Raw genomic sequence first — 25,492 nt, 5'->3', positions numbered from 1 at the left:
GCGGCAGGCGACGGATCTGGTCTGGCTGGGGCTGGAGGCGTCGGGGCAGAGCTCACGTCTCGGGGTGACGGCGGAGCATCCGCTCTATGTCGAGGGCCGGGGCTGGGTGCAGGCCGGAGAGCTGGCCCTCGGCGACCGGATCGTGGATGCCGACGGCGGGGTGATCACGGTCGTCTCGCGGGAGCTGGACGACCGGCCGACGCTGGTGCACAATCTCGAGGTCGCGGGGGCGCATACCTACTTCGCCGGAGAGCTGGAGGCTTGGGGGCATAATGCACGGAGCAGAACCAGCGGGAACAGCAGCGCTGCTGACTACGGGAAGTCGATGCATGACAACTACCGCTGCGATCTCGAACGGCTCCGTTTGCCGAGTGGTAAGGTTGTCGACGGGTGGGATCCCAACAATCAGATCGTCTACGAACTCAAGCCTGATACGCCGTCCCAACGACGCAGGGGCAAGCGACAGGTGGCGGCCTATGTTTGCGAGTTGCAGGCAATTTACGGTAACGGCGTGCAGGGTATCTTGGAATTTTATCGACCGTTCAAGGGGTAAAGACGGATGGACGTCGAAAGCATTGTCGAACAAGCGTGCAAGAGGCGTGGTTTCAAACGCCAGAAGCCGAACAGCTGGACCAAGGAAATGCCCGATGCCTATCTCTGCGTTCTCGCATCGCGCAACTTCTCTCAGAAGCGACTAGGACTGCATCACCTCTCAGTCATGTCATGTTTCAAGAACTATCTGACCGAACCGAAAAACACGCCTGCATCGAATCATTTTCCCGTCTCCCTGAACATGAAATCGTGGCTTCCCGAGACAGAGCGCCAGCCTTACTTTGACGTGCTTAACGACCTGCAAGAGATACCTGAGGCCGAGCGCTACTCGCGCTTGATGGCATTTCTTGAAAAGTACCTCGATCGATCTATTGACATCGTCAGCAGCCGGGACAGGATACGCGACGCAAACGAAGTCACGCCACGATTTGTAAGCGTAATGGGCCCTGCTCTGGAGTTGAATGGTCAAGTGTGGGACAAACCTTGGCCACCGGTATCTGCGGCAGAAACGATCCGGCAAGCTGGGCGAACCCGCCGGGGCTGACGCCTTGGGAGCAGCCGTGTTGCGAAGTTCGGGCGAGGCGGCGGGTGCCTCAGTTCCTGAACGAATCCTCACGGCGCGCCGCCAAGCCATTGATTTCATTTGATCATGACATTGCCCCACGGTGGGACACCTCTAAGGCGGGCTCCTCAGCACCGCGCTGATGAGCGGCAGTCCGGAGATCCAGATCACCCAGATGGCGGCCGAATGCGCGGTCGAGGCGATCGTGCCGTCCTGCGGCTGCGGCTCGGCGCTCGACGAGATGGTCGGCGCGCTGATGCAGGCGGGCTCGTCCTTCCCGGAGGGGACGGAGGTCCTGACGCCGTCGGGCAAGGTCCGGATCGAGGACCTGCGCGAGGGCGATCTGGTGATCGCGCGGAACGAGGAGACGGGGGAGGTCGGGCCCTATCCCGTGGCCGCGATCATGGGGCGTCAGGCGACGGATCTGGTCTGGCTGGGGCTGGAGGCGTCGGGGCAGAGCTCCCGGCTCGGCGTGACGGCGGAGCATCCGCTCTATGTCGAGGGGCGCGGCTGGGTGCAGGCGGGGGAGCTGGCCCCCGGCGACCGGATCGTGGACGCGGACGGCGGGGTGATCACCGTCGTCTCGGCGGAGCTGGACGACCGGCCGACGCTGGTGCACAATCTCGAGGTCGCGGACACATTTTGATGCCATCCGGAGGAGGCGTTCACGCCTTCGGCAGGGCCGCTTGTATCACCGCATTTCCAGTATCCTTCCGGATCCACCGTCGCTCGCAATCGTTCCGAGGTAGGCCGCAAAGCTACTTCCGTCATCTGCGGCGAGGTAAACGTCGAAGATCGTGCCCGTCGGCTGACTGGAAAATACGGATGGCACATGGCGGCGAAGCTCTTCGTCTGTGCCGCTGCTGCCTGTCGCAATTTCTAGAGCCGACAGGCTCGCTGACGCGATATCAATCCCGGGTCTCCCAGAGTGCACCGTGGCTGCCGATCGCAGTCGCTCGAGCGAGTCTGGCGCCGCACCGGTCAGCCGAACGAAGTCCTGCAGAGACAGAAGGCGCAGAGACAGACGGCGCCATTCACGCAGATCTCTCATGCCATCGTGCGAGACCTTGAGGTCGTCGGCAAGCCGCGACAAGAGGTCGGGGTTGGCGGTGTTGAGATCAATGAGGCCGCCGACATCCTGAAGATTCAACTGCATGCGCTTATCTGCCCATTCGATGTCGTAGGATACCGCAGTCGCATCGTTCGCGCGCAGGCGAAGTGCCAGGCGAAGCAAGGCGGTTGCCTCAACCATATTTGCAAGCACAATGCGATCGGCCGCGTCCCCCGAATGCCGGGCCAGCAGGCGCTTTTGCGTTACGGCGAAGAGTGCGGTAATGACCACGAGCAGTCCGAGAACGACGATCAGGGCAAAACCCGCACGTCTGGATCGTCTGATGGTTTTTGTCCACATAGGCTGAGCGACAATTTGAAAGAAGTACCTGAGACGCATGCAAAGACGTGCTGGCTCACCCTCTATCATCTGCCGATCTATGCAGGAAGCGCGCTTCTAGCCTGGCCTGACGAATGGCCTTGGCTCTTTGTCCTCGGGCCACTTCTGATCCTCGCGTCGGCGGTGGATATCGAGCGATTCGAGATTCCGGACGGTGTGTCGGCGTTTCTGGCACTCACCGGACTTGGGCGACTGGCCATTGCCCCGACGCTGCCCGCCCTGAGTGATCTTGTCGCAATTCTCATCTGGCCTTCGCTCGCCCTCACTATCTGCTGGGGTTACTATCGCTTCAGAGGGTGGCACGGCCTTGGCGGAGGGGACGTCAAGTTGCTTATTGGCATCGCTATCTGGGTTGGATTCGATGGCGCCACCTTTGTTATCCTGGGTGCGTCGATATCGGCGCTATTGACGCTGGTGGGACTGGCCATGATTCAGCAAAAATCGCTGCGCGATCTGACGGTTTCGGCAATTGCCTTCGGGCCGTTCCTCTGTCTTTTTACCTGGGTTGCCTTTCTATATGGAGGATTGAGGTGAAGTTGGTCGTTTGGGGTGGAGGCAAAGCATCCGTTGGTCGCAATGCCGGCATGACAATCCTCGAAGTTCTGGTGGTTCTTGCCATTGTTGCAATGATTGCTGCAGTCGTCGGTCCACGGCTGATTGGGTATCTCGGCCGGGCGAAGTCGGAAACCGCCGCCCTTCAGATTGACCAACTCGAAAGCGCGCTTCAGCTGTTCTTTGTCGATGTCGGCCGTTACCCGACGTCGGCTGAAGGGCTGGCCGTTCTTGTGCAGTCGCCCGCAGAGGGGACTGGCTGGCGCGGCCCGTACATCGATAAGGCCGAGGCACTCAAGGACCCATGGGGTCGTGACTATGTCTACGAGGAACCCGTGGGCGATGCCTCGCCCGTCGTCATGTCTCTCGGCCGCGATGGCGCCAAGGGCGGAGACGGTGAAGATGCAGATCTGGGTCTCTGAGCCTTACGGGCCGAGGTAAGTCGCGGCGGTGAATTCCGGCCACGCCGGGATACTCCCGGGCGCGATTTCAATCCGAACAAGGTCAGGCAGCCGGTCCGGTTCGCTCCAGAATGCTCGCCAGTCTGGCGGATCGGCTGCACCATCCAGGTAGGAGAACATAACCTGATCTGGGTCTATCACGAGCGTTAGGGTTGAGTAGGGCGCCTGGTGCCCATCATCGCCCAGTGCCGCAACCTGTAACTGAAGCTCCTTGTCGAGAACACTAACCGCGACCCTGAAAGCGGCCGCATCCGGGGCTGCGCCTCGTGCTGACAAAGTCGTGAAGCTGAAGCCGTTCGAATTGCCGAGGAACTCTGTCGTAAATGGCGTCAGTCGTGAGGGCGGCAGAGCTGCACCAATCATCGTCCTGAGCCGAATTCGGGCGGCGAGCGCGGACGCGGTCTGGTCGTGCGTGTCGGTGCGCTTGTAGAGCCGAATGCCCAAACCGAGGGTGGAGCTCAATGCAGCGGCGATGAAAGCGAGCAGGCTGAGGGCGATGAGCAGTTCAAACAAGCTCAAGCCGCTTCGGCTATTTCCGACCTTCATCTCATGCCCGCCAATCCGCTAACCCGCGCCAGTTCGACCTCTCCACGCCTCGACAAAATCGTAACCTCAATGACGCTGACAGGCTCTTCGGTGACGACCAAGACCAGCTCTTCGACATTCTCTACGACGATCCAATCTCGGTATTCTTTCGTGGCTCGCCCAGGTGCGAGTGACCGGCTGAGCTGGAGTGAAGACAAGCGAGAAACGGCGAAATCTGCCGCGAGAAGCCGGGTTTCTGTGTCGTAGGTCCGGCGCATCAGTTGGGCCTGCCCGGGAAGCAGCACCGCGAGGACAAGTGACATGATCACGAATGCGAGCAGAACTTCGAACAGGGAATAACCGGCTGTTCTCATTCGGCCTCCGCCGGGATGAATTCACCGGTCAAGGTTAGAGGGCGCAATCTAAGCGCAACCCCGTCGTCGAGAAGGCATACGTCAGGGCCATGCATTGTGCCATCCGGCGCCAGATAGATGATCGTCCGCTCGGGATCACAACTCAATGACTCAAGGTCGTAGGCGATCTGTCGCCTTTCCAGAGCAGCGCGATAACGGAGATCCGCTATTTGGGACCGCAGATCCGCTGCTGCGCGCTGAAGCCTGAGCTCAGGGGTAGGGCGTCGCAACGACGCCGCGGCGATTGTCGTGATCAGGCCGATGATTGCCAAGACGATCAGAGCCTCAAAAAGCGTGAAGCCGCCGGTCGACCGACTAGAAGGCAATTTCATTGAGATCCATTATCGCTGTAACGGTGGAAAGGATCAATGCGCCGACGCTGCCGCCCAGAAGAAGCGTCAGGATCGGCGTAAGCATCCGTACAAACTGAGACGTTGTCTGGCTGATCATGCCCTCAAGCGTCAGTGCTGCCGAACGAAGCGATGTAGGCAGCCGGTCACTCTGTTCGCCCGCCGCAATAAGAATCATCGCCGTTGGGTCGATCAGATCAGAACGCTGAAGAGCAGATGTCAATGTCCCACCGGCCGCGACGCAATCCGAAGTCTCCTCGATCAAGGTGCGGTAAGGCCCGCGAAGACGGCCGCCGCGCAGAACGGATAGCGCCTGCATAAGCGGTGCGCCCCCTTCCATCATCAGTGCGAGCGTTTGACAGATCTGTGCCGTTTCTATCCGTCGGAAGTACGCGCCAACCAGCGGCGTGCGCAATAGGATCGGGAAAAGCCAATCCTTATATCTCGTCCGCAGTGCCGATGCCGCAGCGATCAGTACTGTCAAAGCAACGATCGCGCCCAGCCAGTGCATGTGAAGCACTTCGCCGAGCCAATTGAGAGTCACCAGCAAGGCAGGCGGTTCCCGTCCCGTAGAGGTGAATACTGGCAGAAGCGTCGGCGAAAGATAGAAAATCACCATCCCGACCACCAGCAAGGACATTAGCAGCAGTATAGCCGGGTAGATCAGGGCCGCCCTGATCTCACGTCGCCTTCTTTCCTCGCTCGCGAGCGTCTCGGCCGCGCGTCGCACCACGCTTTCGAGGCGGTTGGCCTGTTCGCCGGACTGGATGACGGCGATCCACCGCTCTGGAAAGACAGGGGCAGCGTCTCTCAGACCCTGCGCGAGCGTCGATCCGTTTTCGACCGACAGGCGGGCCCTTGCCAGCGCGGACTGCAGCCTCGTCCGTCCTTTCGCCTGGCGCTCGCAATGGCCGAGCGCCGAGGCCAGTGGCAGCTTCGCCTCGATCAGGGCGGCAAAGCTGGTAAAAAATTCTCCCATTTCCGAAGGCTTCAACGGCGCGACTTTGCCGCTGAAACTGAACTCGCGCTGCCACCAAGGCAACGGTTGCGAGCCGCTGCGAAGCCACACCGGTGTCAGCCCCTGTCGGGCAATTAGATCCAGTGCCTGCGCCTCGTCCTGCGCCGAGACTTCGCCCGCTTTCTCCTCACCTGCAATCGTCAGAGCCCGATAGGCGAACCGCGACATTCCAGCGTCTCCAACAGCCTGCCGGCTCTGTCTCCATCGCAGAACGGTTCAGGGCCAAACCTCACCGCCGATGTCACAGTCCTGCCCTCATCCCAGATAGGTATAGAGCCAGCGTCCAAGCTAGTCGACAATTCGGTGAACGGTATTGTCTTCCGGCAGTCCGTTTTCGATCAAAACATTGGTGTTGAGAAGGCGCTTGCGGAACTCGGCAGTGATATCCGCTGCCTCGACGCCGTCCCGTATTACCCTGGGCGTGATCAGCACTAGAAGCTCAGTTTTGCTTACCTTGTCCTTTCGGTTGCGGAAGAGCGCGCCCAGTACAGGAACTTTCGAAACCCCGGGGGCACCCGCAGTAGTCCGGTTGCTCTTTTCTTCAATCAGGCCGCCGAGTGCGATTGTCTGGCCATCGGAGACCGCGACTCTGGTTGTGATCTTGCGCTGAGAGATGGTCGGGCTATCGATGCCAGAGGTCGTGGTGCTGGCAACGGATGATACTTCCTGCTCGATCTCGAGAATAACTTGTCCAGATCGTGAAACCCTGGGCTTCACCTTCAGGATGACGCCAGTGTCGCGGAATGAGATCGTGTTGATGATCGGAGCGCTCTTGTCATCCGTCCCTTGAGACTGCTGCGTCGCCACCGGAACCTGGTCGCCGATCTGGAGCTTGGCCTCCTGATTGTCGACGACCATCAGGCTGGGAGAAGAAACCACGTTAACTTCGGTAATTGAGCTCAACATGTTTATCGCAGCCGCAGAGGAGCTTCCCTGGAACAATAATGAAAGACCGGGGAAGGTCGAGGATACGCCTCCATTGTTTGTGTCGGAGAAGGTCGCGGTCTCTCCGCTGTTTTCGAAGAACCAGCGAAGTCCGAAGTTGAGCTCATCGTTTAGCGCTACTTCTGCAATCGTTGCCTCAAGCAAGACCTGTACCGGTGCTGTGTCGAGCGAGTTAATGAGGCGGGCAAAACTATCCTGCTCTCGGTCGTTGCCCCATACAACGATCGCGTTTTTCGCGTCGTCGGCTACAACTTTGGGCGCGCCTTCGATGGTCGCCGACTCTCCGCTCGCGATGTCTTGCAACATCTCTGAAAGCACCGGCGCAAGGTCTGCGGCGCTACGGTTCTGAAGATAATAGACTTCGGGGCGTCTCTTCACACCACCCGCGGCCTTGTCGAGGTCACGAATCCAGCGTTCTGCTTCAGCAAGATAGGACGAACGCGATGTTACGACCAGGATCGCGCCAAGCCTCTGGGAAGGGACGAAGGAAATGACATCTTCAAGACCGCCGCCTTCGGAGGACTCAAAGATCGAATTCAACTCCAGCACAACTGCTTCCGGCTCCGCTGCCCGGAGCTCATAAAGCCCGACCGACTTGCCTTTCAGAATATCGGCGTCGAACAGGTTCGCGGCTTCGATTGCCGCGTTCACCTCATCCTTCGAGCCAGCGATAAGAACGATATTTCGGTTCGGGATTGATGTCAGGCGGAGCGACTCCCCCACAATCGGTGTCAACAGGCGCACCATCTCGTCGGTTGAGATATATTTGAGCGGGAGCGCGACCACTCGACCAGAACCGCCATTGTAGCGCTTTGCGGTCGTAACCCGCTGGGTGGCGCCCGCGGCCGGAACGATCGTAGCCAATTCGCCGGAGGTCTGAAGCGCGGCTCCGTTCATTTCAAGGACGGTCTCGAAGGTCTCCAGCAGCTCGTCGGCGGAAAGCGGACGCGTTGTTTGCAGGGTTACCGAACCCGTCACCTCCGGTGAAACGGAGTACGATTGCTTTAGTGCGTCACCCAAGACTGCCTTGGCGGCCTGGTCGATCGGCACGTTGACCAGATTGAGCGAATATCCGTCCCGGCCTGCTTTCTCCACCAGCTTGCGGCCGTCTTGTGCAGGCTCGTTCAGGAATTCATCCGTACCAAGATGTCTTCTGTCCGCCGAGCGCCCCTCAATGCCCGAACCGCGATAGGCGCCTTGACCGGCGACTGATGCCCGACTTCCACCGGAGTTGGCGAGCAGGGATGGCCTCAGCCAACCAGAGCGGTCCGACACACAGGACGCTGTAAGCGCCACACACAATAGGACAACGCAGCAGCGGACAAATGATCTTGATGTCACTTCGGATATATCTCCAGACGCAAGCGCTCGGCGTCTCGTCCGAGCAGAACCCAATCATTCCCGATTTCTTTGACGGTCCAGCCTTCCATGCTCTGGCCATCGCCAACCCATGTACTCATTCCATCTGCAGCGGCAAGGAGCGCAGTGCGCGCATCGCCGAAGGTTGCCGTCCCCAACAGTCGAAAATCCGGTCCCAATTCTGGCGCTTCCGGCGGCGATGCCTCGGTTGTCTCGGGAATCTCCTGCGGATTGGCTGCCGGTTTATCGGGGCGCCTTGTCGGCGAGAAGAGCGGGCGCTCGAATATCGCGTTAAAGTACGCGTCGCTGCGCATCGTCGGCTGGTATGGGCTCGCCGCTGCTGAGGCCTTGGGGACCACTTGCTGCTCAACATCGGGCTCTTGCCGTTCCTTGGTTGCTTTCAGCTGAGCGGCGAACGCGATGGCCGCTGCAAAGGTTGTGGCCAGCAAGAGGGCGGATCCAACAAAAGGCATGAGCTGAGCGCGCATCATTTTGTGTTTTCCAGCGCTACGGGGGCCAGCAGGTCAATCTGGACAAAAAGGAACGGTTGACTGCTAACGACCTCTGCTCGGGTGAGCCGACGGACCGTCGCCCGTCGGACCGTCAAAGCAGGGCTGTTCTGCTCGACCTGGATCAGAAACTTCACGAAGTTGTCTACTGTCGCCTCTAGTTCGATCCTGAACCCAAGCAATCCCGATGACCCAATATCCCGGTCTGGAAGTGGGGATATCTGGCGCAAGGATACGCCAACTTGTCTTGCCACGTCAGAAATTCGCGACTGAACCATCGCGCTTGCTTCGCCGAGTTGGGGAGCGCTCCAGCGATAGCTCTCTGCAATACCTGCGGAGAGCCGCGTCATCTCTGCCTGAAGTTCCGCGATGCTCTTGTTCAGATGCTCGAGTTCCGCTCGAACTTGGCTGAGCCGCGTCGCCGTCTCCGCGCGCCAGTCGCTGAGAGGCAGCAGTACGCCAAGGACAGCCGCACTCAGTACAAACGGCACGATCCTTGTAGACCAGCCATTCACGCTTTGAAAAATCGGAACCGTCATCTTGCGACCGCTATGCCCAGCGAAAGTTGAAAACGCTCGCCACCAGAAGCGGTGGCAGAGACCGGCCCCGAAAGATGCGGATCAGTGAAGGTCCGCGAACGGGCAAGCGCGATGACGAGGTCGGCGGCGGAGGCAGCTGTCTCGCCCGCAACCAAGAGACCTGAATCATTGAGCTCCAGGTCTGAAATCCATACTTCGTCGGGAAGGGCGACGGTCAGTTCTCGCAAGGTCTCAGACAATCTTGGCCGACCGAGCGTGACGTCGAGCAACGCTTTCTGTTCTTCCGCTGACACGCGACGTTTCTTCAGCTCCTTCTGCAACTCAACCGCGGAAATCCGCACGCGCTCAAGCTCGGCGGTTGCGGGTCCGAGTTCTTGGTATTGCCGCATGGACGGATAGAGCCAATTCGAAAGAAGAAGTAAGCATGTGGCGACTGCCAGTCCGGCGTTCAGGCGCCGCCAGCGCCTCGTAGATCGACGCGCGGCGCCCATATCGTCCGCGTCTATCGGGGCGGACCGAACCCCTTCCACTAGAATGTGACGAAGCGCGAAACCGGCGGAAGCCAGGTTTCGCTTGATGATCTCCAGGTCGGTTCGACGAAGGACCCATTGGCTTGCCACTGTTGTGTCGCCGTCCCTTTCGGGCTCCGACAGGCACCATACAACTTCACCAGGTCCAAAAGGCGTCCCTCTTGTCAGGTCGAGCGTCGCCACGGCCTGACGCTGCCGCAGCGCCGATGCAGGGAACCGAATATGACGCTTAAGAAATGCAGTCTTCGGCAAATAAGCATCAACCACTTCCCGAGGGCGGGTCGGCGCCGGGCGTACAAGTGGCACTGCCAGCCATTCAGAGGGTACAAACAGTTCGCCATTTCGCAGTTCGACGCCATCCGCGTCATCGCTGAAATGCAGGCGCTTCGCGGACGCATCTCCTAAAAACAGAACCCCGAACCACGAACGCAACACAGCATGAAGATTGGCGCTGCGCTGCAGCACAGACCGCCAGCGAGCCAAGGCCCTGAATTTCGTGAGCTTGCTCAACTTGCCCGCTTATTGTCGCTATTCGCCTTCCGCCTAGGCAGCTATAGTATATGGACGATGGAGAAGCACAACAAATATTGCGCGGTTGGCATGGAAATAGCGACTCTGGACCCAAAGGTCTTCGTGGATCAACTGGTTGAACGCGGCGCGCTAACACAGCAAGGTGCGCGGCGCGCGCTTGACGCGAGTCTTAGTACCGGGACCAGCGTAGAGCGAACCCTTCTGGAGATCGGCCTGGTCGCTGAGGAGCCACTATTTCGAGCCCTCGCACATCATTTGGGCCTGCCGTTTGTCGAGCCATCTGAGATCGACAGATCCTTATCTGATAGGCTAGGTCTCACCGAACAGTTCTTGCAGCGAGCGGCTATTCTGCCGGCTTACGAAGAGGATGAAACAGTATGTGTCGCCACTAGCGACCCGGGCGCAGGGCCGACGATCGAAAGCGTTGCCTTCCATCTGCGCCGCCCAGTCAGCATCGCGATCACTGTCCCATCAGCCGTAAAATTCTCGACCACGCAGAAAGACCGGTTGTCGCAAGCAAATGACACCGAAATTGTCACCGAAGCAGACGTCGAGCGGCTGCGCGCTTTGGCCAATGATGGGCCAGTAATCAAGCTGGTCAACGCGTTGATCGCGGATGCCGTCGCCGCGGGAGCATCCGATATCCATATCGAAGCCGAAGAATACGGCGCACGCGTTCGTTTCCGCTCCGACGGACAGTTGTCGACGATCCGTACGATTGCGCAGGCCGACCGAGCGGCCGTTGTATCGCGCCTTAAAGTTATGGCGAACCTGAATATCTCTGAAAAACGGCGGCCGCAGGACGGCAGGGCGAACGTTTCCGTACGGGGAAACACGATCGACTTACGCCTGTCGACATTGCCCACGCAGCATGGCGAAAGCGTCGTACTTCGGCTTCTCAATCGTCACCAAACTCTGCTCAGCTGGCGTGAACTGGGTTTCGATGCCCAGCGGGTGTGTGAAATCCGCAGTATTCTGTCCCTGCCAAACGGCGTTTTCCTTGTCGCCGGACCAACCGGCAGCGGAAAAACGACCACTCTCTACACTGCGCTGCAAGAACTGAACACTGATGACCGAAAGATCGTGACGGTTGAAGATCCCGTTGAGTATTCTCTTAGCGGCATCGCCCAGGTGCAGGTCGAGACGGCAGTCGATATGACATTCGGCCGTGCGCTGCGCGCGATATTGCGCCAGGATCCAGACGTGATCATGATCGGTGAAATCAGGGATCAGGAAACAGCAGAGATCGCGGTACGCGCAGCACTCGTGGGTAGGCTTGTCCTGTCGACGGTTCACACCAACGATTCCGTGTCGGCGGTGACAAGACTGTTGGATCTGGGTGTTCCGCCCTACTTGCTTGCGGCCACTTTGCGCGGCGTCTTGTCTCAACGACTTGTTCGCCGCATCTGCCAGACTTGCGGCGGGGTGGGTTGTTCAATCTGCCGAAATTCGGGACGCAAAGGGCGTACGGTCGTCGAAGAACTCTTGCGAGTTACACCAGAAATCGCCGATGCCATCGAGCGGAGGCAGTCAATCGACAAAATCCGAGAACTTGGCGAGCGCCATGGCTACGTATCGATGGCCCGCACTGCCGACGCGATGTTTCAACGTGGCATTTGCGCCAAAGAAGATTGGCTCAGGGTTTTAGGTGGCGTCTTTCCATTAGCGCAGCCAGCAGAAGAAGATCGGCCGAATTGACGGCTGTCAACGCCGGAGTAAAAACCAGCCACGGGGCGGCGCAAAAGTCTACCAGTTGAGGGTGCCTTTGGCGGAAGGTCGGAATGGGTTTCGCGGCCCGGCAGCAGCGCTTTCAAGGTAGCTGGCGGCTGCCGGGGCGCGTTGGCTCGTAAGGGCCAGATCTGGCGTGACGTTCAGTTGATGTCGGCGTCCAGGCGGGCGCGGCTCTGACCCAGCCGGTAGCTGTCGCCGTTCATCTCGAGGATGTTGACGTGATGGGTCAGGCGGTCGAGCAGCGCGCCGGTGAGGCGCTCGGAACCGAATGTTTCGGTCCATTCGTCGAACGGCAGGTTGCTGGTGATCAGGGTGGCGCCACGTTCGTAGCGCTGCGAGATCAGCTCGAAGAGCAGCTCGGCGCCGGTCTTGCTCAGCGGCACGAAGCCCAACTCGTCGATGATCAGCAGCTTGTAGCCCGCCATCTGCTTCTGCAGGCGCAGGAGGCGGCGCTCGTCTCTGGCCTCCATCAGCTCGTTCACCAGCGCCGCGGCAGTTGTGAAGCCGACGGAGAGGCCTTTCTGGCAGGCTGCGAGCCCGAGCCCCAGGGCGACATGGGTCTTGCCGGTGCCGCTCGGGCCAAGGGCGATGACATTCTCGCGCCGCTCGATCCACTCGCCGCGGGCCAGTTCAAGCACCTGCATCTTGTTGAGGCCGGGAATGGCCTTGAAGTCGAAGCTGTCGAGGCTCTTGGCCGCCGGGAACCTGGCGGCCTTGATGCGGCGCTCGATCATCCGCCGCTCCCGGTCGATCAGTTCCAGCTCGACCAGGCGGGCGAGGAACTGGACGTGATCCTGCCCCTCGGCGGCACACAGGCGGGCGAGCTTGTCGTATTCCCTGAGGAAGGTCGGCAGCTTCAGCGTCTTGAGATGATGGGCAAGCAGGATCTGCGGGGCGTCGCTCATGCGCCATCCCCCGCCATCAGGCACATGTAGCTGGCCGCCGAGGTGGTTCCGACAGTGGCGCGCGGCAGATAGGGGTAAATGTCGAGGTCGAGTCTGGGCGGTCGCTTCTCGACCCGGCACAGGATCAGATGCTTGACGGCATCGAAGCCGATGGCGCCCATGCGCAGCGCCGTCCTTACCGCAGCATGCAGGTCGACCAAGTCGAAGGTCTCCAGCAGGCGCAGGACCTGCACATACTCGCGGCGCCCAGCCTTGAGCATCCGCGCCTCCATCAGGCGGCGCAGGGTCGCGAACTCGGGCGGCAGGTCCCATGCGGCCAGCGGCGCGGCCTGATCGAAGGCATTGATCTTCCTCTCGATCAGCGGAAGGTAGTGGACAGGATCGAAGACCATGTCCTCGCGCTCATAGCTGCGGGGATGCCGCGCGATGATCTCGCCGCCGCAGCCGATCACGACCCTGTCGACATAACCACGGATCCAGACGTCGCGGTGGCCATAGGCGACCGGCACGGAATAGTCGTTGGTCCTGAAGCGTGCCAGGGCCTGGGAGCTGACCCGCCCGGTCGTCTGATCGCAGGCATCGAAGGGCGCTGGCGGCAGATCGGCCATCGCCGCCAGATCCCGCGCGAGACGCTGACCGATCGTCTCATCATGACCGCGCAGGACATCAGACTGGCGCTTGCGACATTGTTCTTCGAGCCAGAGGTTGAACGCGTCCCAGGTCGCGAACCGCGGCACCGGCACCATGAAGTTGCGCCGGGCAAGACCGACCAGCCCCTCGACGCTGCCCTTGTCGTTGCCCTTGCCCGGGCGGCCATACCGATCCCGGATCAGGTAATGCGACAGGAACCCGCTGAAGAGCCTGGCCCGCTTGCGCGTCCCGTCCGGCAGGATCCGCGCCACCAGGCATTTGTCATTGTCGTAGAGCACCGACACCGGAACCCGCCCGAAGAAGGCGAAGGCATGAACGTGCCCGTCGACCCAGGCTTCAGAGGTCGCCGCCGGATAGGCCCGGACGAAACAGGCGTCGCTGTGCGGCAGATCGAAGGCAAAGAAATGCGCCTTCTGCTCGACGCCACCGATGATGACCACAGCCTCGCCGAAATCGGCCTGGGCATGACCCGGCGCATGCGTCAGCGGCACGAACATCTCCCGGCCGCGCCGTTCCTGCTCGCGCATGTAATCCTTTATGATCGTGTAGCCGCCGGTGAACCCGTGCTCGTCCCGCAACCGTTCAAGAACCCGCTTGGCCGTGTGCCGCTGCTTGCTGTTCCGCCCCCGATCCTCGGCCAACCAGGCGTCGATGATCTCGGTGAACCCATCCAGCTTCGGCCGCTTCACAGACGCCGTGCGCCGATACCCCGGCGGCACCGAGAAGCTCAGCATCTTCCTTATGCTGTCGCGCGAAATCCCGAACTGGCGCGCCGCCTCACGCGCGCTCATGCCACCCGCACAGGCCAAGCGAACCTTCCGATACAAATCCACGGTGAAAATACCCCCGCCCTCCCTGTCGCCAGAAAGGGCCAAAGTGGCCGACTTTTGTGCCGCCCGCAGCGAGATCATCCCGCCGCTCCCGTGGCCGACTATTGCTCCGCCGCTTACATGCGCATCCTCTGCAAGAAAACCGACACGCTCGTGGGCTACCTCTACCAATGGAACAACGGCGACCTGCAGCCCGCCTGGCTGGACACCGCCAAGGCTGAAGTGCGCTACGAACCGATCTCAGCCGCAGCCTGACACGCGCACAAGTGCGGCGTTTTGTGTGGGCCTGCGCCTTTAAGCCCCAGCTCAAGCGCTGGACGTGATGCATAGAACGCACTTCCATAAATCATTAATATGCAATATTGTGAGTTATAGAAAGGGATTCTATAGCTCATGCGCTGGAACTGGACACAACCCGAATGGCCGAATTTTCGCTTTGACAGCGCCGCCGTCGAGGCTCTCGAACGGAGGTTCCTGCTGTCATCCGGCGAGATACTTGGTGCCGTCCGCCATGTGACCGGCGACGAACGCGACCGCCTGCGCATCGAACTTCTGAGCGAAGAGGCGATGCGGACCAGCGCCATCGAAGGCGAGGTGCTGGACAGGGCCAGCGTGCAATCCTCTCTGCGCCGTCAGTTCGGCTTGACTGCCGACGGCGCACCGCCAAGGCCGCGCGAACAGGGCGTCGCAGAGATGATGGTCGACGTCTACTCGACCTACGCCGAACCTCTGACCCACGAGACCCTCAGCCGCTGGCACGGGATGCTTCTATCCCATGACCGCGGCCTCGAAACCATTAGGGCCTACCGGCGGCATGCAGATGCGATGCAGATCGTCTCGGGGCGTATCGACCGGCCGACGGTGCATTTCGAAGCGCCGCCCTCCGCGCAGGTCCAAGGCGAGATGGACGTGTTCGTCGACTGGTTCAACCGAACGGCGCCAGACGGTCCAACGCCCCTGCCGGCTCTGACCCGCGCGGCGCTTGGGCATCTCTGGTTCGAAAGCATCCATCCCTTCGAGGACGGCAATGGTCGCCTCGGCCGCGCCTTGGCGGAAAAGTCCCTTGCCCAGAACATCGGCCAGCCGAGCCTGATCGCGCTGGCCTACACGATCGAACGGGAACGGAAGGTCTACTACGACCAGCTCGAGGCCCACCAGAAGACGCTGGATGTCACAGACTGGCTGATCTGGTTCGCTGAGATCGTTCTGAAGGCGCAGCAAGTAACGCTGACACGCGTCGCCTTCTTCATCGCCAAGGCGAAGTTCTACGACCAATTCCGTGATCGACTGAACGAGCGACAAGCCAAGGTGATCGAGCGCATGTTCCGCGAGGGGCCCGACGGGTTCAAAGGTGGCCTCAGCGCCGAGAACTACATCGCCATAACTGGCACGTCACGTGCCACCACAACCCGAGATCTGCAGGATCTGGTAGAGATGGGCGCGCTCAACCGTACTGGGGAGCGGCGGCATGCGCGGTATTGGCTGAAGCTCGACGAAAGCGCTGTAGATCGACCTACAGCGTGAATATCATTGACTTCTTCAGCTTGGTGGACTATCTGCTGTAGGAGATCCTACAGAGACCATGTCAATGCTGCTTCCCGATGCTTGTACCATTCATAGCGGATACACAGTTCGGGGCCGCCTCGAAGCGGCCGAGGACGGTGGCGTTCTAGCGATCCAACTGCGGGACATTTCTGCTGATGGCTTCATGGACCCAGAACGACTGACGCGCGTTCCGCTGGATGATTTGCCTGATCGCTACTTCGTAAGGTCGGGCGACGTTGTCTTTCGGTCTCGGGGAGAGCGCAACACGGCGTCCGTTATTGACAAACGCCTCCAAGAACCTGCGCTCGCTGTTTTGCCACTGCTGGTGCTCCGCCCGAACATTGATGTTGTCCTGCCAGAGTATTTGGCATGGGCCATCAATCAGCCGCCTGCGCAACGCTACTTTGATTTAGTAGCGCGTGGCACAAACATCCGGATGATCCCGAGATCTAGCCTCGACGACCTGGATCTTGAGATACCCGACTTCGGAACACAGGAAAAAATCGTTACGATTGATGCACTCGCTGAACGGGAACGGGCGCTAGCCATGCTAGTCGCTGAAACACGCAGAAAAATGCTGAGCATGATCCTCGTGGAACGAGCGAATAGGCTTAGACCCGCAACACGGCAGGAAAGGACGTCCAAATGACCGACCAACTTACGCAGCAGCAGGTCAACCAGACGGCTTGGGCCGCCTGCGACACCTTCCGGGGCGTCGTCGATGCCGGCCAGTACAAGGACTACATCCTCGTGATGTTGTTCCTGAAGTACATCTCCGACCACTGGAGCGATCACCTCGACAACTATCGCAAGCAGTATGGCGGAGATGAAACCCGGATCCGCCGCAGGCTCGAGCGAGAGCGCTTCGTCCTTCCCGAAGGCGCCAGCTTCTACGACCTCTACGAGGCCCGGAACGAACCCAATATCGGCGAGCGGATCAACATCGCTCTGGAACGGATTGAGGATGCCAACCGCGCCAAGCTCGAAGGCGTGTTCCGCAACATCGACTTCAACTCCGAAGCCAACCTCGGGCGCGTCAAGGACCGCAACCGGCGCTTGAAGAACGTGCTGGAGGATTTCGCCAAGCCCGCGCTCGACCTGCGCCCCAGCCGCGTGACCGAGGACATCATCGGCGAGTGCTACATCTACCTGATCTCGCGCTTTGCCTCCGACGCGGGCAAGAAGGCTGGCGAGTTCTACACGCCCTCCGCTGTCTCCCGCATGCTTGCGAAACTGGCGGCCCCGAAGCCGGGCGACACGATCTGCGACCCGGCCTGCGGGTCCGGATCCCTGCTGATCCGTGCAGCCGAGGAAGTCGGGTCCGAGAACTTCGCCCTCTACGGCCAGGAAGTGAACGGCGCGACTTGGGCGCTGGCGCGGATGAACATGTTTCTCCACGCCAAGGATGCCGCGCGCATCGAGTGGTGCGACACGCTTAACAGCCCTGCGCTGGTCGAGGGTGACCACCTGATGAAGTTCGACGTGGTGGTGGCCAATCCGCCGTTCAGCCTCGACAAATGGGGCGCGGAGAACGCGGATACCGACCAGTTCAAGCGCTACTGGCGCGGGATCCCGCCGAAGTCCAAAGGCGACTACGGCTTCATCACCCACATGATCGAGATCGCCAAGCGCCAGAACGGCCGGGTGGCCGTCATCGTTCCGCATGGCGTGCTGTTCAGGGGTGGGGCCGAGGGGCGTATCCGCCAGGCGCTGATCGAGGAGAACCTGCTCGACGCGGTGGTGGGCCTGCCCGCCAACCTGTTCACGACCACGGGAATTCCGGTGGCCATTCTGGTCTTCGACCGCTCTCGCGAACAGGGCGGCGCCAACGAGGACCGGCGCGACGTCCTGTTCATCGACGCCAGCAAGGAGTTCACGCCGGGCAAGACCCAGAACGTGATGGACGAGGCGCATATCAACAGGGTGCTGGAGACCTACGCCACGCGGGCGGAGGTCGAGAAGTACTCGCACCGCGCCAGCCCGGAAGAGATCGCCGAGAACGACTTCAACCTAAACATCCCCCGCTACGTCGACACCTTCGAGCCGGAGGAGGAAATCGACGTCGCCGCCCTGCAGAAGCAGATCAACACGATCGAGGCCAAGCTGGCCGAGGTGCGGGGCAAGATGGCTGGCTACCTGAAGGAGCTGGGCGTCGATGTCTGAGGGCGAACTGATCCTTTACAGCACCGAGGACGGCGCCGCGACCATCGGCCTGCGGGCCGTGGACGGCACCGTTTGGCTGAGCCAGCGGGAGATCGCGGAGCTGTTCGACAAGGACGTGCGCACCGTAAACGAGCACATCCGCAACGTCTTCGCCGAGGGTGAGTGCGATCCGGGGGCAACTATCCGGAAATTCCGGATAGTTCAGACCGAGGGCTCGAGGCAGGTCGAACGCGAGGTCGACACCTACAATCTCGATGTCATCCTGTCGGTCGGCTACCGGGTCCGCTCGACACGTGGCACCCAGTTCCGCCGCTGGGCAACCACCGTCCTTCGCGAATATCTGGTCAAGGGCTTCGCAATGGACGATGCACGGCTGAAGCAGGCCGAGCAATGGGACTATTTCGACGAGTGGCTTGCCCGCATCCGGGACATCCGCGCCTCGGAGAAGCGCTTCTACCAGAAGGTGCGCGACCTCTACACGACCGCCATCGACTACGAAAAGACGTCCGACCAGGCGCAGGCCTTCTTCAAGAAGGTGCAGAACAAGATGCTCTGGACAGTCACGGGCAAGACGGCCGCCGAACTGATCGAGAACCGCAGCGATCCCAGCGCCCCCAACATGGGCCTGACCAGCTGGAAAGGCTCGGTCGTTCGCAAGGGCGATGTCGGGACCGCCAAGAACTACCTGAGGGCCGAGGAGGTCGAGGAACTCAACCGCATCGTCGTGATGTACCTCGACTACGCCGAGGACCAGGCGAGGCGCCGCCGCCCGGTCAGCATGGCCGAATGGGCCGACAAGCTCGACGCCTTCCTGTCCTTCAACGAACGGGACGTACTGACCCATGCCGGGCGGCTGCGGATGGACGTGGCGCAGAAGCTGGCCGTTGAGCGGTTCGAGGTGTTCGACGCCAACCGCCGCGCCGCCGAGGCACTGGCGGCGGATGAAGCGGACATCGCTCAGCTGGAGGAGATGGAGAAGGCCGCCAAGGAGCGGAAACCGGGTGATCACAATGAATAGACGGTTCCCGATGATGCCAGTGGCGGCCACCGGTGAAGTGCAAGGAGGACGCCAGCGGTCCCCTCACATGATCGAAGGACGAGTTGTCCCATACCTTCGTGTGGCGAATGTGTTCGATGGCTATATCGACTTCAGCGACATCAACGAAATGCCCTTTAAACAGCGGGAAATTGAAACCTTCCGCCTCAGGCCCGGAGATATCCTCCTGAATGAGGGGCAAAGCGTGGAGCTGGTTGGGCGTTGCGCAATGTACGCCGACGGGCCGGAAGATTGCTGCTTCCAAAATACGCTTATCCGTTACCGCGCAGGCCCCCAGACAGACGCCAACTTTGCGATTCAACTGTTCCGCTACTGCCAAGCCATCGGCATTTTTTCGAGGATCGCTGTCAAGACTAACTCGATTGCACATCTTGGCGTCTCTCGCTTCGCAGAGCTCGAGCTTCCATTCCCCCCGCTACCCGAACAGCGCAAGATCGCCGAGATCCTGCGGACATGGGACGAGGCCATCGAGAAGCTGGAGGCGCTGCGGAAAGCGAACCTTCGGCGTCGCATCTGGATGCGCTCTCACCTGTTCACGGGGCGCACGCGGCTGCCCGGTTACACGGGCGAATGGCGCGAAGTGACACTGGGCGCGGTGCTGACCGAACACGGCCTACAAGGCACCGGCGCGGAGGAGGTCTTTTCCGTGTCGGTCCACAAGGGCCTGATCAATCAGATCGAGCACCTCGGCCGGTCCTTCGCCGCCGCTGATACCGGCCATTACAACCGCGTCCTGCCGGGTGATATCGTCTACACCAAGAGCCCGACCGGGGACTTCCCGCTCGGCATCATCAAGCAGAGCAAAATCTCGGCAGAGGTGATCGTGTCGCCGCTCTACGGGGTGTTCACCCCCGCGACCCGCGCGCTTGGCGTCATCCTCGATGCCCTGTTCGAGTCCCCGATCGCCGTCCGCAACTACCTGCACCCGCTCGTTCAGAAGGGCGCCAAGAATACCATCGCGATCACCAATCGCCGCTTCCTCGAAGGCAAGCTGCGCCTGCCGATGGACCAAGCCGAGCAGTCCGCCATCGCCGAGGTGGTGGAAGTATCGCAAGCCGAACTCACCGCCATCGACGCGGAAATCGAAGCCCTCACCCGCCAGAAACGCGGCCTGATGCAGAAGCTGCTGACGGGCGAATGGCGCGTCGCTGTCTGAAGGAGAAGCGCATGGCCAGAAAACACATCGAGATGGCGATCGCCTACGACTTCGACGGCACGCTGGCGGACGGCAACATGCAGGAACACCAGTTCCTGCCCGACATCGGCATGAAACCGAAGGATTTCTGGGCCGAGGTGAAGCGCCTCACCAAGGAGCATCAGGCCGACGAAGTGCTCGTCTACATGAACCTGATGCTGCGCAAGGCCGCCGCCGCCGGCGTTCCGGTTCGGCGGGACGACTTCAAGGCGCGGGGCAAGGCGATCCAGCTGTTCGAGGGGGTCGAGGACTGGTTCGACCGCATCACCGGCTATGGCAAGGCGCAGGGTGTCCGGGTCACGCACTATCTCGTCTCGTCGGGGAACGCCGAGATCTTCGCAGGGACGCCCATCGCCTCGAGGTTCGCCCAGGTCTATGCGTCGAAGTTCATGTTCGACCAGAACGGCGTCGCCGCCTGGCCGGCGCTTGCCGTCAACTACACGACCAAGACGCAGTATCTGTTCCGCATCAACAAGGGCGCCTTCGACCTCAGCGACAACAGCAAGGTCAATCAGTTCGTGGAAAAGCGCGACAGGCCGGTGCCCTTTGAGAACATGGTGTTCATCGGCGACGGCTCGACCGACATCCCGTGCTTTCGATTGGTCAAGGAACAGGGCGGGCTTTCCGTGGCGGTGTTCAAGCCCCACACCAAGGGCGCGCGCGGCAAGGCCGACAACTACATCAAGGATGGCCGGGTCCACTGCGCCGTGCCCGCGATCTACACGGACGGCAGCGAACTCGACCGCGTCATCAAGGCGAACATCAACGCGGTCGCGGCACGCGCGGCGCTGTTCGGGCTATTCTCGGAGGGTCCGCAATGACCTTCGACGCCGCCGAAAAGCATCAGTCCCAGATCCCCGCCCTGCAGCTCCTGGTGGCGTTGGGGTTCACGCCGCTCTCCCAAAGCGAGGCTGTGCGCCTGCGCGGCGGTCGCCTGCGCAACGTGGTGCTCGACGACGTTCTTGCGGACCAGCTTCTGCGGATCAACAGCTTCACCCATCGCGGCCGGGAGTATCCCTTCGACCTCGAGGATGCGCATGAAGCCATCCGGCGGCTCAAGCCCACGCCTGACCGGCAGAAGGGCCTGCGCGGGACCAACCAGGACATCTACGATACCCTCGTGCTCGGGACGACCATCACCAAGACCATCCAGGGAGACTCGAAGTCCTATTCGTTCCGCTACGTCGATTGGGAGCGGCCTGCGAACAACGTCTATCACGTGACGGCCGAAGTCTCCGTCGAGCGGACGGCCAGCACCCAGACCAAGCGGTGCGACATCGTCGCCTACGTGAACGGCATCCCGTTCCTCGTGATCGAGAACAAGCGGCCGACCGAGAGCCTGAAGAAGGCCGGCAGCCAGCTGATCGGCTACCAGAACGAAGACAACATCCCGCAGCTGTTCCACTTCGCGCAGCTTCTCATGGTGATGAACCGTGTCGAGGCGCGCTACGCTACCGTGGGCACGCCGCGGCAGTTCTGGCAGACGTGGCGGGACGAGGAAGACAGGGACGAGATCATCGATCCGCTGGCCAATCGGCCGCTCACCGCGGCGGAGGCCGACGCGGTCTTCTCGGGCGACTTCGCCTTTGCCCGCGCTCATTTCGAAGCCCTAGCCGCCGAAGGTGCGCGCGCGATCACTGCGCAGGACCGAGCAATCCATGCGACGTGCCGGCCGGAACGCCTGCTGGACCTGATCCGTCGCTTCACCGTGTTCGATGGCGGCGCACGCAAGGTTGCGCGCCATCAGCAGTTCTTTGGCATCCGGAAGGCTGTCGAACGCGTCCGCCAGTTGAATCTGGACGGCCGCCGCAAGGGTGGCGTGATCTGGCACACTCAAGGGTCGGGAAAGTCGCTGACCATGGTGATGCTGGGGCGCTCTCTCGCGCTCGACAAGGCCATCCCCAATCCGCGCATTCTGATCGTCACCGACCGCGACGATCTCGACAAGCAGATCAAGGACACATTCAAGTCCTGCGAACTGGAACCCGTGCGGGCAACCAGCGGCGCCCATCTGATCGAGCTGATCCGAAACCGGACACCGCTCGTTACGACCATCATCAACAAGTTCGATACGGCCGCCAAAGCCGCCGAGGACGTCGACGAAGATGCCAACGTTTTCGTCCTGGTCGACGAGAGCCATCGCTCGCAGACCGGCCGCTATGGCGGTCACAGCCAGTTCGCCACGCGGATGCGCCGGCTGCTGCCGAAGGCCTGCTATCTTGGCTTCACCGGAACGCCGCTCCTGAAGAAGGAGAAGAATACGCTCTCGACCTTCGGCGGCCTGATCCACAAATACGCGATCGACGAGGCTGTCGCCGACGGGGCCGTTGTGCCGCTCCTCTATGAGGGACGGCTTGTCGAGCAGCAGGTCAATGGCGGCGTGATCGACAAGTGGTTCGACAAGATCAGCGAGGGCTTGACCCCCAGCCAGAAGGCCGACCTGAAGCGCAAGTTCTCCCGCATGGACGCGCTGTCGAAGACGGGCCAAGCGATCCGGGCGAAAGCTTTCGATATCTCGGAGCACTTCCGCCAGCACTGGCAAGGCACGGGGTTCAAGGCGCAGCTTGTGGCACCGTCCAAGGCAGCGGCCGTCCGCTTCAAGGAGGTGCTCGACGAGATCGGGCACGTCACCAGCGAAATCGTCATCTCGCCGCCCGATGACAACGAGGGCAACGAGGAGGTCGACAAGGAATCGAAGGACCTCGTGCGCGCGTTCTGGGCGCGGATGATGGCCCGCTACAAGACCGAGGACGAATACACCCGTCAGATCATCGATGCATTCAAGGGCTCGGGCGATCCGGAGATCCTCATCGTCGTTTCGAAGCTGCTGACCGGGTTCGATGCCCCGCGGAATACCGTGCTCTATGTGTGCAAGTCGTTGCGCGAACATAACCTGCTGCAGGCGATCGCCCGCGTGAATCGGCTCTATGAAGACGGCGCGACCGAGAAACAATTTGGCTTCATCATCGACTACGAGGGGCTGCTCGGAGAACTAGACACGGCGCTGACGACCTACAGCGCCTTCGAGGGCTTCGACGCCGCCGATCTCGCCGGCACAGTCCACGATGTGCGCGAGGAAATCCGGAAGCTGCCCCAGCTGCATGATCAGCTTTGGGACCTATTCAAGCCGGTCAAGAACAAGAAAGACATGGAGCAGTTCGAACAGTTCCTCGCCGATGAAGCGATCCGGCAGGATTTCTATGAACGACTGAAGGCGTTCAGCCGCTGCCTCCATATCTCGCTGTCGTCGGACAAGCTCTTCGACGTCTTCGACGAGGCGAAGATCGACGCCATGAAGAGGGACTGGAAGCAGTTCTCCGAGCTGCGGCGCTCGGTCCAGCTGCGCTACCAGGAGACCGTTGACGTCAAGGAGTTTGAGCCGAAGATCCAGAAGCTGCTCGACGACCATGTGGTTGCCATGCCGGCAGAGACGATCATCGAGATGGTCAACATCAACGACCCGGACGCGCTGAAAGCGGTGGTGGAGGAGTCGGGCGTCTCCGAGGCGTCGAGGGCGGACCGGATCGCCAGCGCGACACGCCGGACCATTACCGAAAAGATGGGCGAGGACCCGACCTTCTACCGCAGTTTCTCGGAACTGCTGGAGGAGACCATCCGCGACTATCGGGCCAAACGGATTTCCGAACGAGACTACCTCAAGAACGTTGTTGATCTCGCGAGCAAGGTCGCGCGCAAGGACCGGGGGCGCGAGGTGCCGGATTCGATCAAGGGCAACGACGATGGGCAGGCGTTCTTCGGCATCCTTGAAGGCGTCCTCGCGACCGACGACGGCAAACCGACTACGGCCGATGAGGTCGCCGCCATTGCACTAACGATCATCGACATCATCAAGTCCCATCATATCGTCGACGTCTGGTCCAACGACATCGCTCAGAACAATATGCGCAACGCCATCGACGATTACTTCTTTGATGTCCTTCGCGATGAGCTGGGCATCGAACTGACCCTTGAGGTGATGGACGATCTCGAACTCAAGATCATGGACCTGGCCCGGGCACGGTTTCCTGGATGAAAGCGGAACGACACAGCGTCCGATATGGTGAACACCAGATCGATTTCGCCATCGTGCGCCGTGACCGGACGACGCTGGAAATCGCCGTAGAGCCAGATGCCTCTGTTGTGGTCGCTGCTCCACGGGATGCTCAACTGGCGGCTATCGAAGAGAAAGTGCGCAAGCGCGCCGCATGGATCCGGCGCCAACAGCGGTATTTCATCCAGTTCCTGCCGCGTACCCCGGATCGCCAGTATGTGGCGGGTGAGACCCATCTTTATCTCGGGCGCCAATATCGGCTGAAAATAGTGCCACACGTTCAAGCGACGGTGAAGCTCGTCCGTGGCTTCATCGTGGTCCAAACACACAGGCCCGAACGATCCGAGCTCACACGCGAGCTCGTAGAGGCGTGGTATCGGGAAAAGGCTCAGAACAAATTTGCAGAACGTCTCGAGGTGAACTTGCTTCGGTTCCCTGCACCCGAGGAATTTCGGCCTAAAGGACTGATTGTGCGTCAACTTCAGCAACGTTGGGGGTCGATGTCACCTTCTTCGCGCCTCATGCTCAATCGCAGGCTGATTGAAGCATCCGTGGACTCCATAGACTACGTGATCACCCACGAACTTTGTCACATTGCTGTCCCGCACCATGGTCCAGAATTCTTTGAGCTCTTGGGTAGGGTCCTCCCCGATTGGCCAGATCGCAAAGACAAGCTCGAAAAGAAGATGGCCTAAGCTGGGTCGCTTCTTCAGGAGTTGCCCTTGTCAGTCGACGTACCCGCGCCGCTTCTTCACCGCTGCGAGCTTCATCAAAGCGGTGATGGCCTTGCCTTCATCAGGGTGCGTCTCGACCATCATCTGGCCACGGAAGCCGATCCGACCCCATTCCCTCACGAGGCTCGCGCGACCGAAGAGATCGCGCTGCACGCTCAGCCGATAGAAACGACGCATGTTGCGCACCGGATCGATCCGGCGCATCTGCACGTCGGTCGGGAAGACATCGAGCTGGATCGGACTATGGTACATGTAGTGATAAGGTAAGGTTTCTTACACAATATCAGGTGGAGGCATGCGCTTCCACCTCGATTTCCCCGAGAGGGGAACAGGG

The 25,492-nt window shown here is 60.7% G+C and carries 27 protein-coding genes; 15 read left to right on the top strand and 12 right to left on the bottom strand.

The window, feature by feature from the left end:
* The 3 genes from P0645_RS18260 to P0645_RS18250 all read left to right on the top strand — a co-directional run.
* Positions 1–553, top strand: a 553-nt coding sequence (locus P0645_RS18260; RefSeq protein ID WP_284165986.1) for a polymorphic toxin-type HINT domain-containing protein, incomplete at its 5' end; no start/stop codon positions are given.
* Positions 554–559: 6 nt separating this feature from the next.
* Positions 560–1,096, top strand: a complete 537-nt coding sequence (locus tag P0645_RS18255) for a hypothetical protein (RefSeq protein ID WP_284165985.1) — start codon at positions 560–562, stop codon at positions 1,094–1,096.
* A 160-nt stretch (positions 1,097–1,256) separates the two neighbouring features.
* Complete coding sequence (locus P0645_RS18250) at positions 1,257–1,760, top strand: polymorphic toxin-type HINT domain-containing protein (protein ID WP_284165984.1); 504 nt, start codon at positions 1,257–1,259, stop codon at positions 1,758–1,760.
* A gap of 45 nt (positions 1,761–1,805) precedes the next feature.
* Here P0645_RS18250 and P0645_RS18245 read toward each other — a convergent pair whose 3' ends face one another.
* Entirely contained in the window at positions 1,806–2,456 is a 651-nt protein-coding gene (locus P0645_RS18245) for a hypothetical protein (RefSeq protein WP_284165983.1), read from the bottom strand.
* Between P0645_RS18245 and P0645_RS18240 the strand changes: the two genes are divergently transcribed.
* On the top strand, positions 2,424–3,098 hold the full coding sequence (locus tag P0645_RS18240) for a prepilin peptidase (protein ID WP_284165982.1): 675 nt from the start codon (positions 2,424–2,426) through the stop codon (positions 3,096–3,098). The genes P0645_RS18245 and P0645_RS18240 overlap by 33 nt on opposite strands.
* Positions 3,095–3,538, top strand: coding sequence for a type II secretion system major pseudopilin GspG (gspG, locus tag P0645_RS18235; RefSeq protein ID WP_284165981.1), 444 nt, complete (start codon positions 3,095–3,097; stop codon positions 3,536–3,538). Before P0645_RS18240 ends, gspG begins: the two co-directional genes overlap by 4 nt.
* A 3-nt stretch (positions 3,539–3,541) precedes the next feature.
* On the opposite strand, the gene P0645_RS18230 is transcribed toward gspG, so the two are convergent.
* The 8 genes from P0645_RS18230 to P0645_RS18195 all read right to left on the bottom strand — a co-directional run bounded on the left by P0645_RS18230 (position 3,542) and on the right by P0645_RS18195 (position 10,275).
* The gene (locus P0645_RS18230; RefSeq protein ID WP_284165980.1) at positions 3,542–4,090 is read right to left on the bottom strand and encodes a hypothetical protein; all 549 of its coding nucleotides are present in this window, start codon (positions 4,088–4,090) and stop codon (positions 3,542–3,544) included.
* A gap of 29 nt (positions 4,091–4,119) precedes the next feature.
* Positions 4,120–4,476 (bottom strand): type IV pilus modification PilV family protein, encoded by a 357-nt coding sequence (locus P0645_RS18225; protein WP_284165979.1) that lies wholly within the window; start codon positions 4,474–4,476, stop codon positions 4,120–4,122.
* Positions 4,473–4,847 (bottom strand): pilus assembly FimT family protein, encoded by a 375-nt coding sequence (locus P0645_RS18220; RefSeq protein WP_284165978.1) that lies wholly within the window; start codon positions 4,845–4,847, stop codon positions 4,473–4,475. Before P0645_RS18220 ends, P0645_RS18225 begins: the two co-directional genes overlap by 4 nt.
* Positions 4,831–6,051 (bottom strand): type II secretion system F family protein, encoded by a 1,221-nt coding sequence (locus P0645_RS18215; RefSeq protein ID WP_284165977.1) that lies wholly within the window; start codon positions 6,049–6,051, stop codon positions 4,831–4,833. Before P0645_RS18215 ends, P0645_RS18220 begins: the two co-directional genes overlap by 17 nt.
* Positions 6,052–6,171: 120 nt before the next feature.
* Positions 6,172–8,103, bottom strand: a complete 1,932-nt coding sequence (gspD, locus tag P0645_RS18210; protein WP_284165976.1) for a type II secretion system secretin GspD — start codon at positions 8,101–8,103, stop codon at positions 6,172–6,174.
* A 62-nt stretch (positions 8,104–8,165) separates the two neighbouring features.
* Positions 8,166–8,678 carry a hypothetical protein gene (locus P0645_RS18205; protein ID WP_284165975.1) on the bottom strand — a complete coding sequence of 171 codons (513 nt, stop codon included), beginning with the start codon at positions 8,676–8,678 and terminating at the stop codon, positions 8,166–8,168.
* Positions 8,675–9,235: a type II secretion system protein GspM gene (gene gspM, locus P0645_RS18200; protein ID WP_284165974.1), complete on the bottom strand. Its 561-nt coding sequence runs from the start codon at positions 9,233–9,235 to the stop codon at positions 8,675–8,677. The genes P0645_RS18205 and gspM overlap by 4 nt, the downstream gene beginning before the upstream one ends.
* The gene (locus P0645_RS18195) at positions 9,232–10,275 is read right to left on the bottom strand and encodes a PilN domain-containing protein (RefSeq protein ID WP_284165973.1); all 1,044 of its coding nucleotides are present in this window, start codon (positions 10,273–10,275) and stop codon (positions 9,232–9,234) included. Before P0645_RS18195 ends, gspM begins: the two co-directional genes overlap by 4 nt.
* Positions 10,276–10,332: 57 nt before the next feature.
* Here P0645_RS18195 and P0645_RS18190 point away from each other — a divergent pair, with 57 nt between their 5' ends.
* Entirely contained in the window at positions 10,333–11,994 is a 1,662-nt protein-coding gene (locus tag P0645_RS18190; protein WP_284165972.1) for a GspE/PulE family protein, read from the top strand.
* Positions 11,995–12,167: 173 nt separating this feature from the next.
* On the opposite strand, the gene istB is transcribed toward P0645_RS18190, so the two are convergent.
* Together istB and istA are read right to left on the bottom strand one after the other, a co-directional pair.
* Positions 12,168–12,932 carry an IS21-like element helper ATPase IstB gene (istB, locus tag P0645_RS18185; protein ID WP_284165971.1) on the bottom strand — a complete coding sequence of 255 codons (765 nt, stop codon included), beginning with the start codon at positions 12,930–12,932 and terminating at the stop codon, positions 12,168–12,170.
* Positions 12,929–14,416: an IS21 family transposase gene (gene istA, locus P0645_RS18180; protein WP_502855268.1), complete on the bottom strand. Its 1,488-nt coding sequence runs from the start codon at positions 14,414–14,416 to the stop codon at positions 12,929–12,931. Before istA ends, istB begins: the two co-directional genes overlap by 4 nt.
* 90 nt (positions 14,417–14,506) lie before the next feature.
* Here istA and P0645_RS18175 point away from each other — a divergent pair, with 90 nt between their 5' ends.
* The 9 genes from P0645_RS18175 to P0645_RS18135 all read left to right on the top strand — a co-directional run bounded on the left by P0645_RS18175 (position 14,507) and on the right by P0645_RS18135 (position 25,119).
* The gene (locus P0645_RS18175) at positions 14,507–14,668 is read left to right on the top strand and encodes a hypothetical protein (protein ID WP_284165969.1); all 162 of its coding nucleotides are present in this window, start codon (positions 14,507–14,509) and stop codon (positions 14,666–14,668) included.
* A 138-nt stretch (positions 14,669–14,806) separates the two neighbouring features.
* Positions 14,807–15,937, top strand: coding sequence for a Fic family protein (locus P0645_RS18170; protein ID WP_284165968.1), 1,131 nt, complete (start codon positions 14,807–14,809; stop codon positions 15,935–15,937).
* A 64-nt stretch (positions 15,938–16,001) separates the two neighbouring features.
* Positions 16,002–16,607: a restriction endonuclease subunit S domain-containing protein gene (locus tag P0645_RS18165; RefSeq protein WP_284165967.1), complete on the top strand. Its 606-nt coding sequence runs from the start codon at positions 16,002–16,004 to the stop codon at positions 16,605–16,607.
* Positions 16,604–18,121, top strand: a complete 1,518-nt coding sequence (locus P0645_RS18160; protein WP_284165966.1) for a type I restriction-modification system subunit M — start codon at positions 16,604–16,606, stop codon at positions 18,119–18,121. The genes P0645_RS18165 and P0645_RS18160 overlap by 4 nt, the downstream gene beginning before the upstream one ends.
* Entirely contained in the window at positions 18,114–19,139 is a 1,026-nt protein-coding gene (locus tag P0645_RS18155; RefSeq protein ID WP_284165965.1) for a virulence RhuM family protein, read from the top strand. The genes P0645_RS18160 and P0645_RS18155 overlap by 8 nt, the downstream gene beginning before the upstream one ends.
* On the top strand, positions 19,132–20,334 hold the full coding sequence (locus tag P0645_RS18150; RefSeq protein ID WP_284165964.1) for a restriction endonuclease subunit S: 1,203 nt from the start codon (positions 19,132–19,134) through the stop codon (positions 20,332–20,334). The genes P0645_RS18155 and P0645_RS18150 overlap by 8 nt, the downstream gene beginning before the upstream one ends.
* Before the next feature lie 11 nt (positions 20,335–20,345).
* Positions 20,346–21,194, top strand: coding sequence for an HAD family hydrolase (locus P0645_RS18145; RefSeq protein ID WP_284165963.1), 849 nt, complete (start codon positions 20,346–20,348; stop codon positions 21,192–21,194).
* The gene (locus P0645_RS18140; RefSeq protein ID WP_284165962.1) at positions 21,191–24,406 is read left to right on the top strand and encodes a type I restriction endonuclease subunit R; all 3,216 of its coding nucleotides are present in this window, start codon (positions 21,191–21,193) and stop codon (positions 24,404–24,406) included. Before P0645_RS18145 ends, P0645_RS18140 begins: the two co-directional genes overlap by 4 nt.
* Positions 24,403–25,119 carry a M48 family metallopeptidase gene (locus P0645_RS18135; RefSeq protein WP_284165961.1) on the top strand — a complete coding sequence of 239 codons (717 nt, stop codon included), beginning with the start codon at positions 24,403–24,405 and terminating at the stop codon, positions 25,117–25,119. The genes P0645_RS18140 and P0645_RS18135 overlap by 4 nt, the downstream gene beginning before the upstream one ends.
* 30 nt (positions 25,120–25,149) lie before the next feature.
* Here the strand turns inward: P0645_RS18135 and P0645_RS18130 are convergent, their stop codons facing one another.
* Entirely contained in the window at positions 25,150–25,410 is a 261-nt protein-coding gene (locus tag P0645_RS18130; protein ID WP_284165960.1) for a WGR domain-containing protein, read from the bottom strand.
* Positions 25,411–25,492 lie beyond the last annotated feature (82 nt).

It is taken from the genome of Frigidibacter sp. SD6-1 (genome assembly GCF_030143255.1).
GTDB lineage: Bacteria > Pseudomonadota > Alphaproteobacteria > Rhodobacterales > Rhodobacteraceae > TMP-24.
This window is presented reverse-complemented; position numbering and strand designations above follow the sequence as displayed.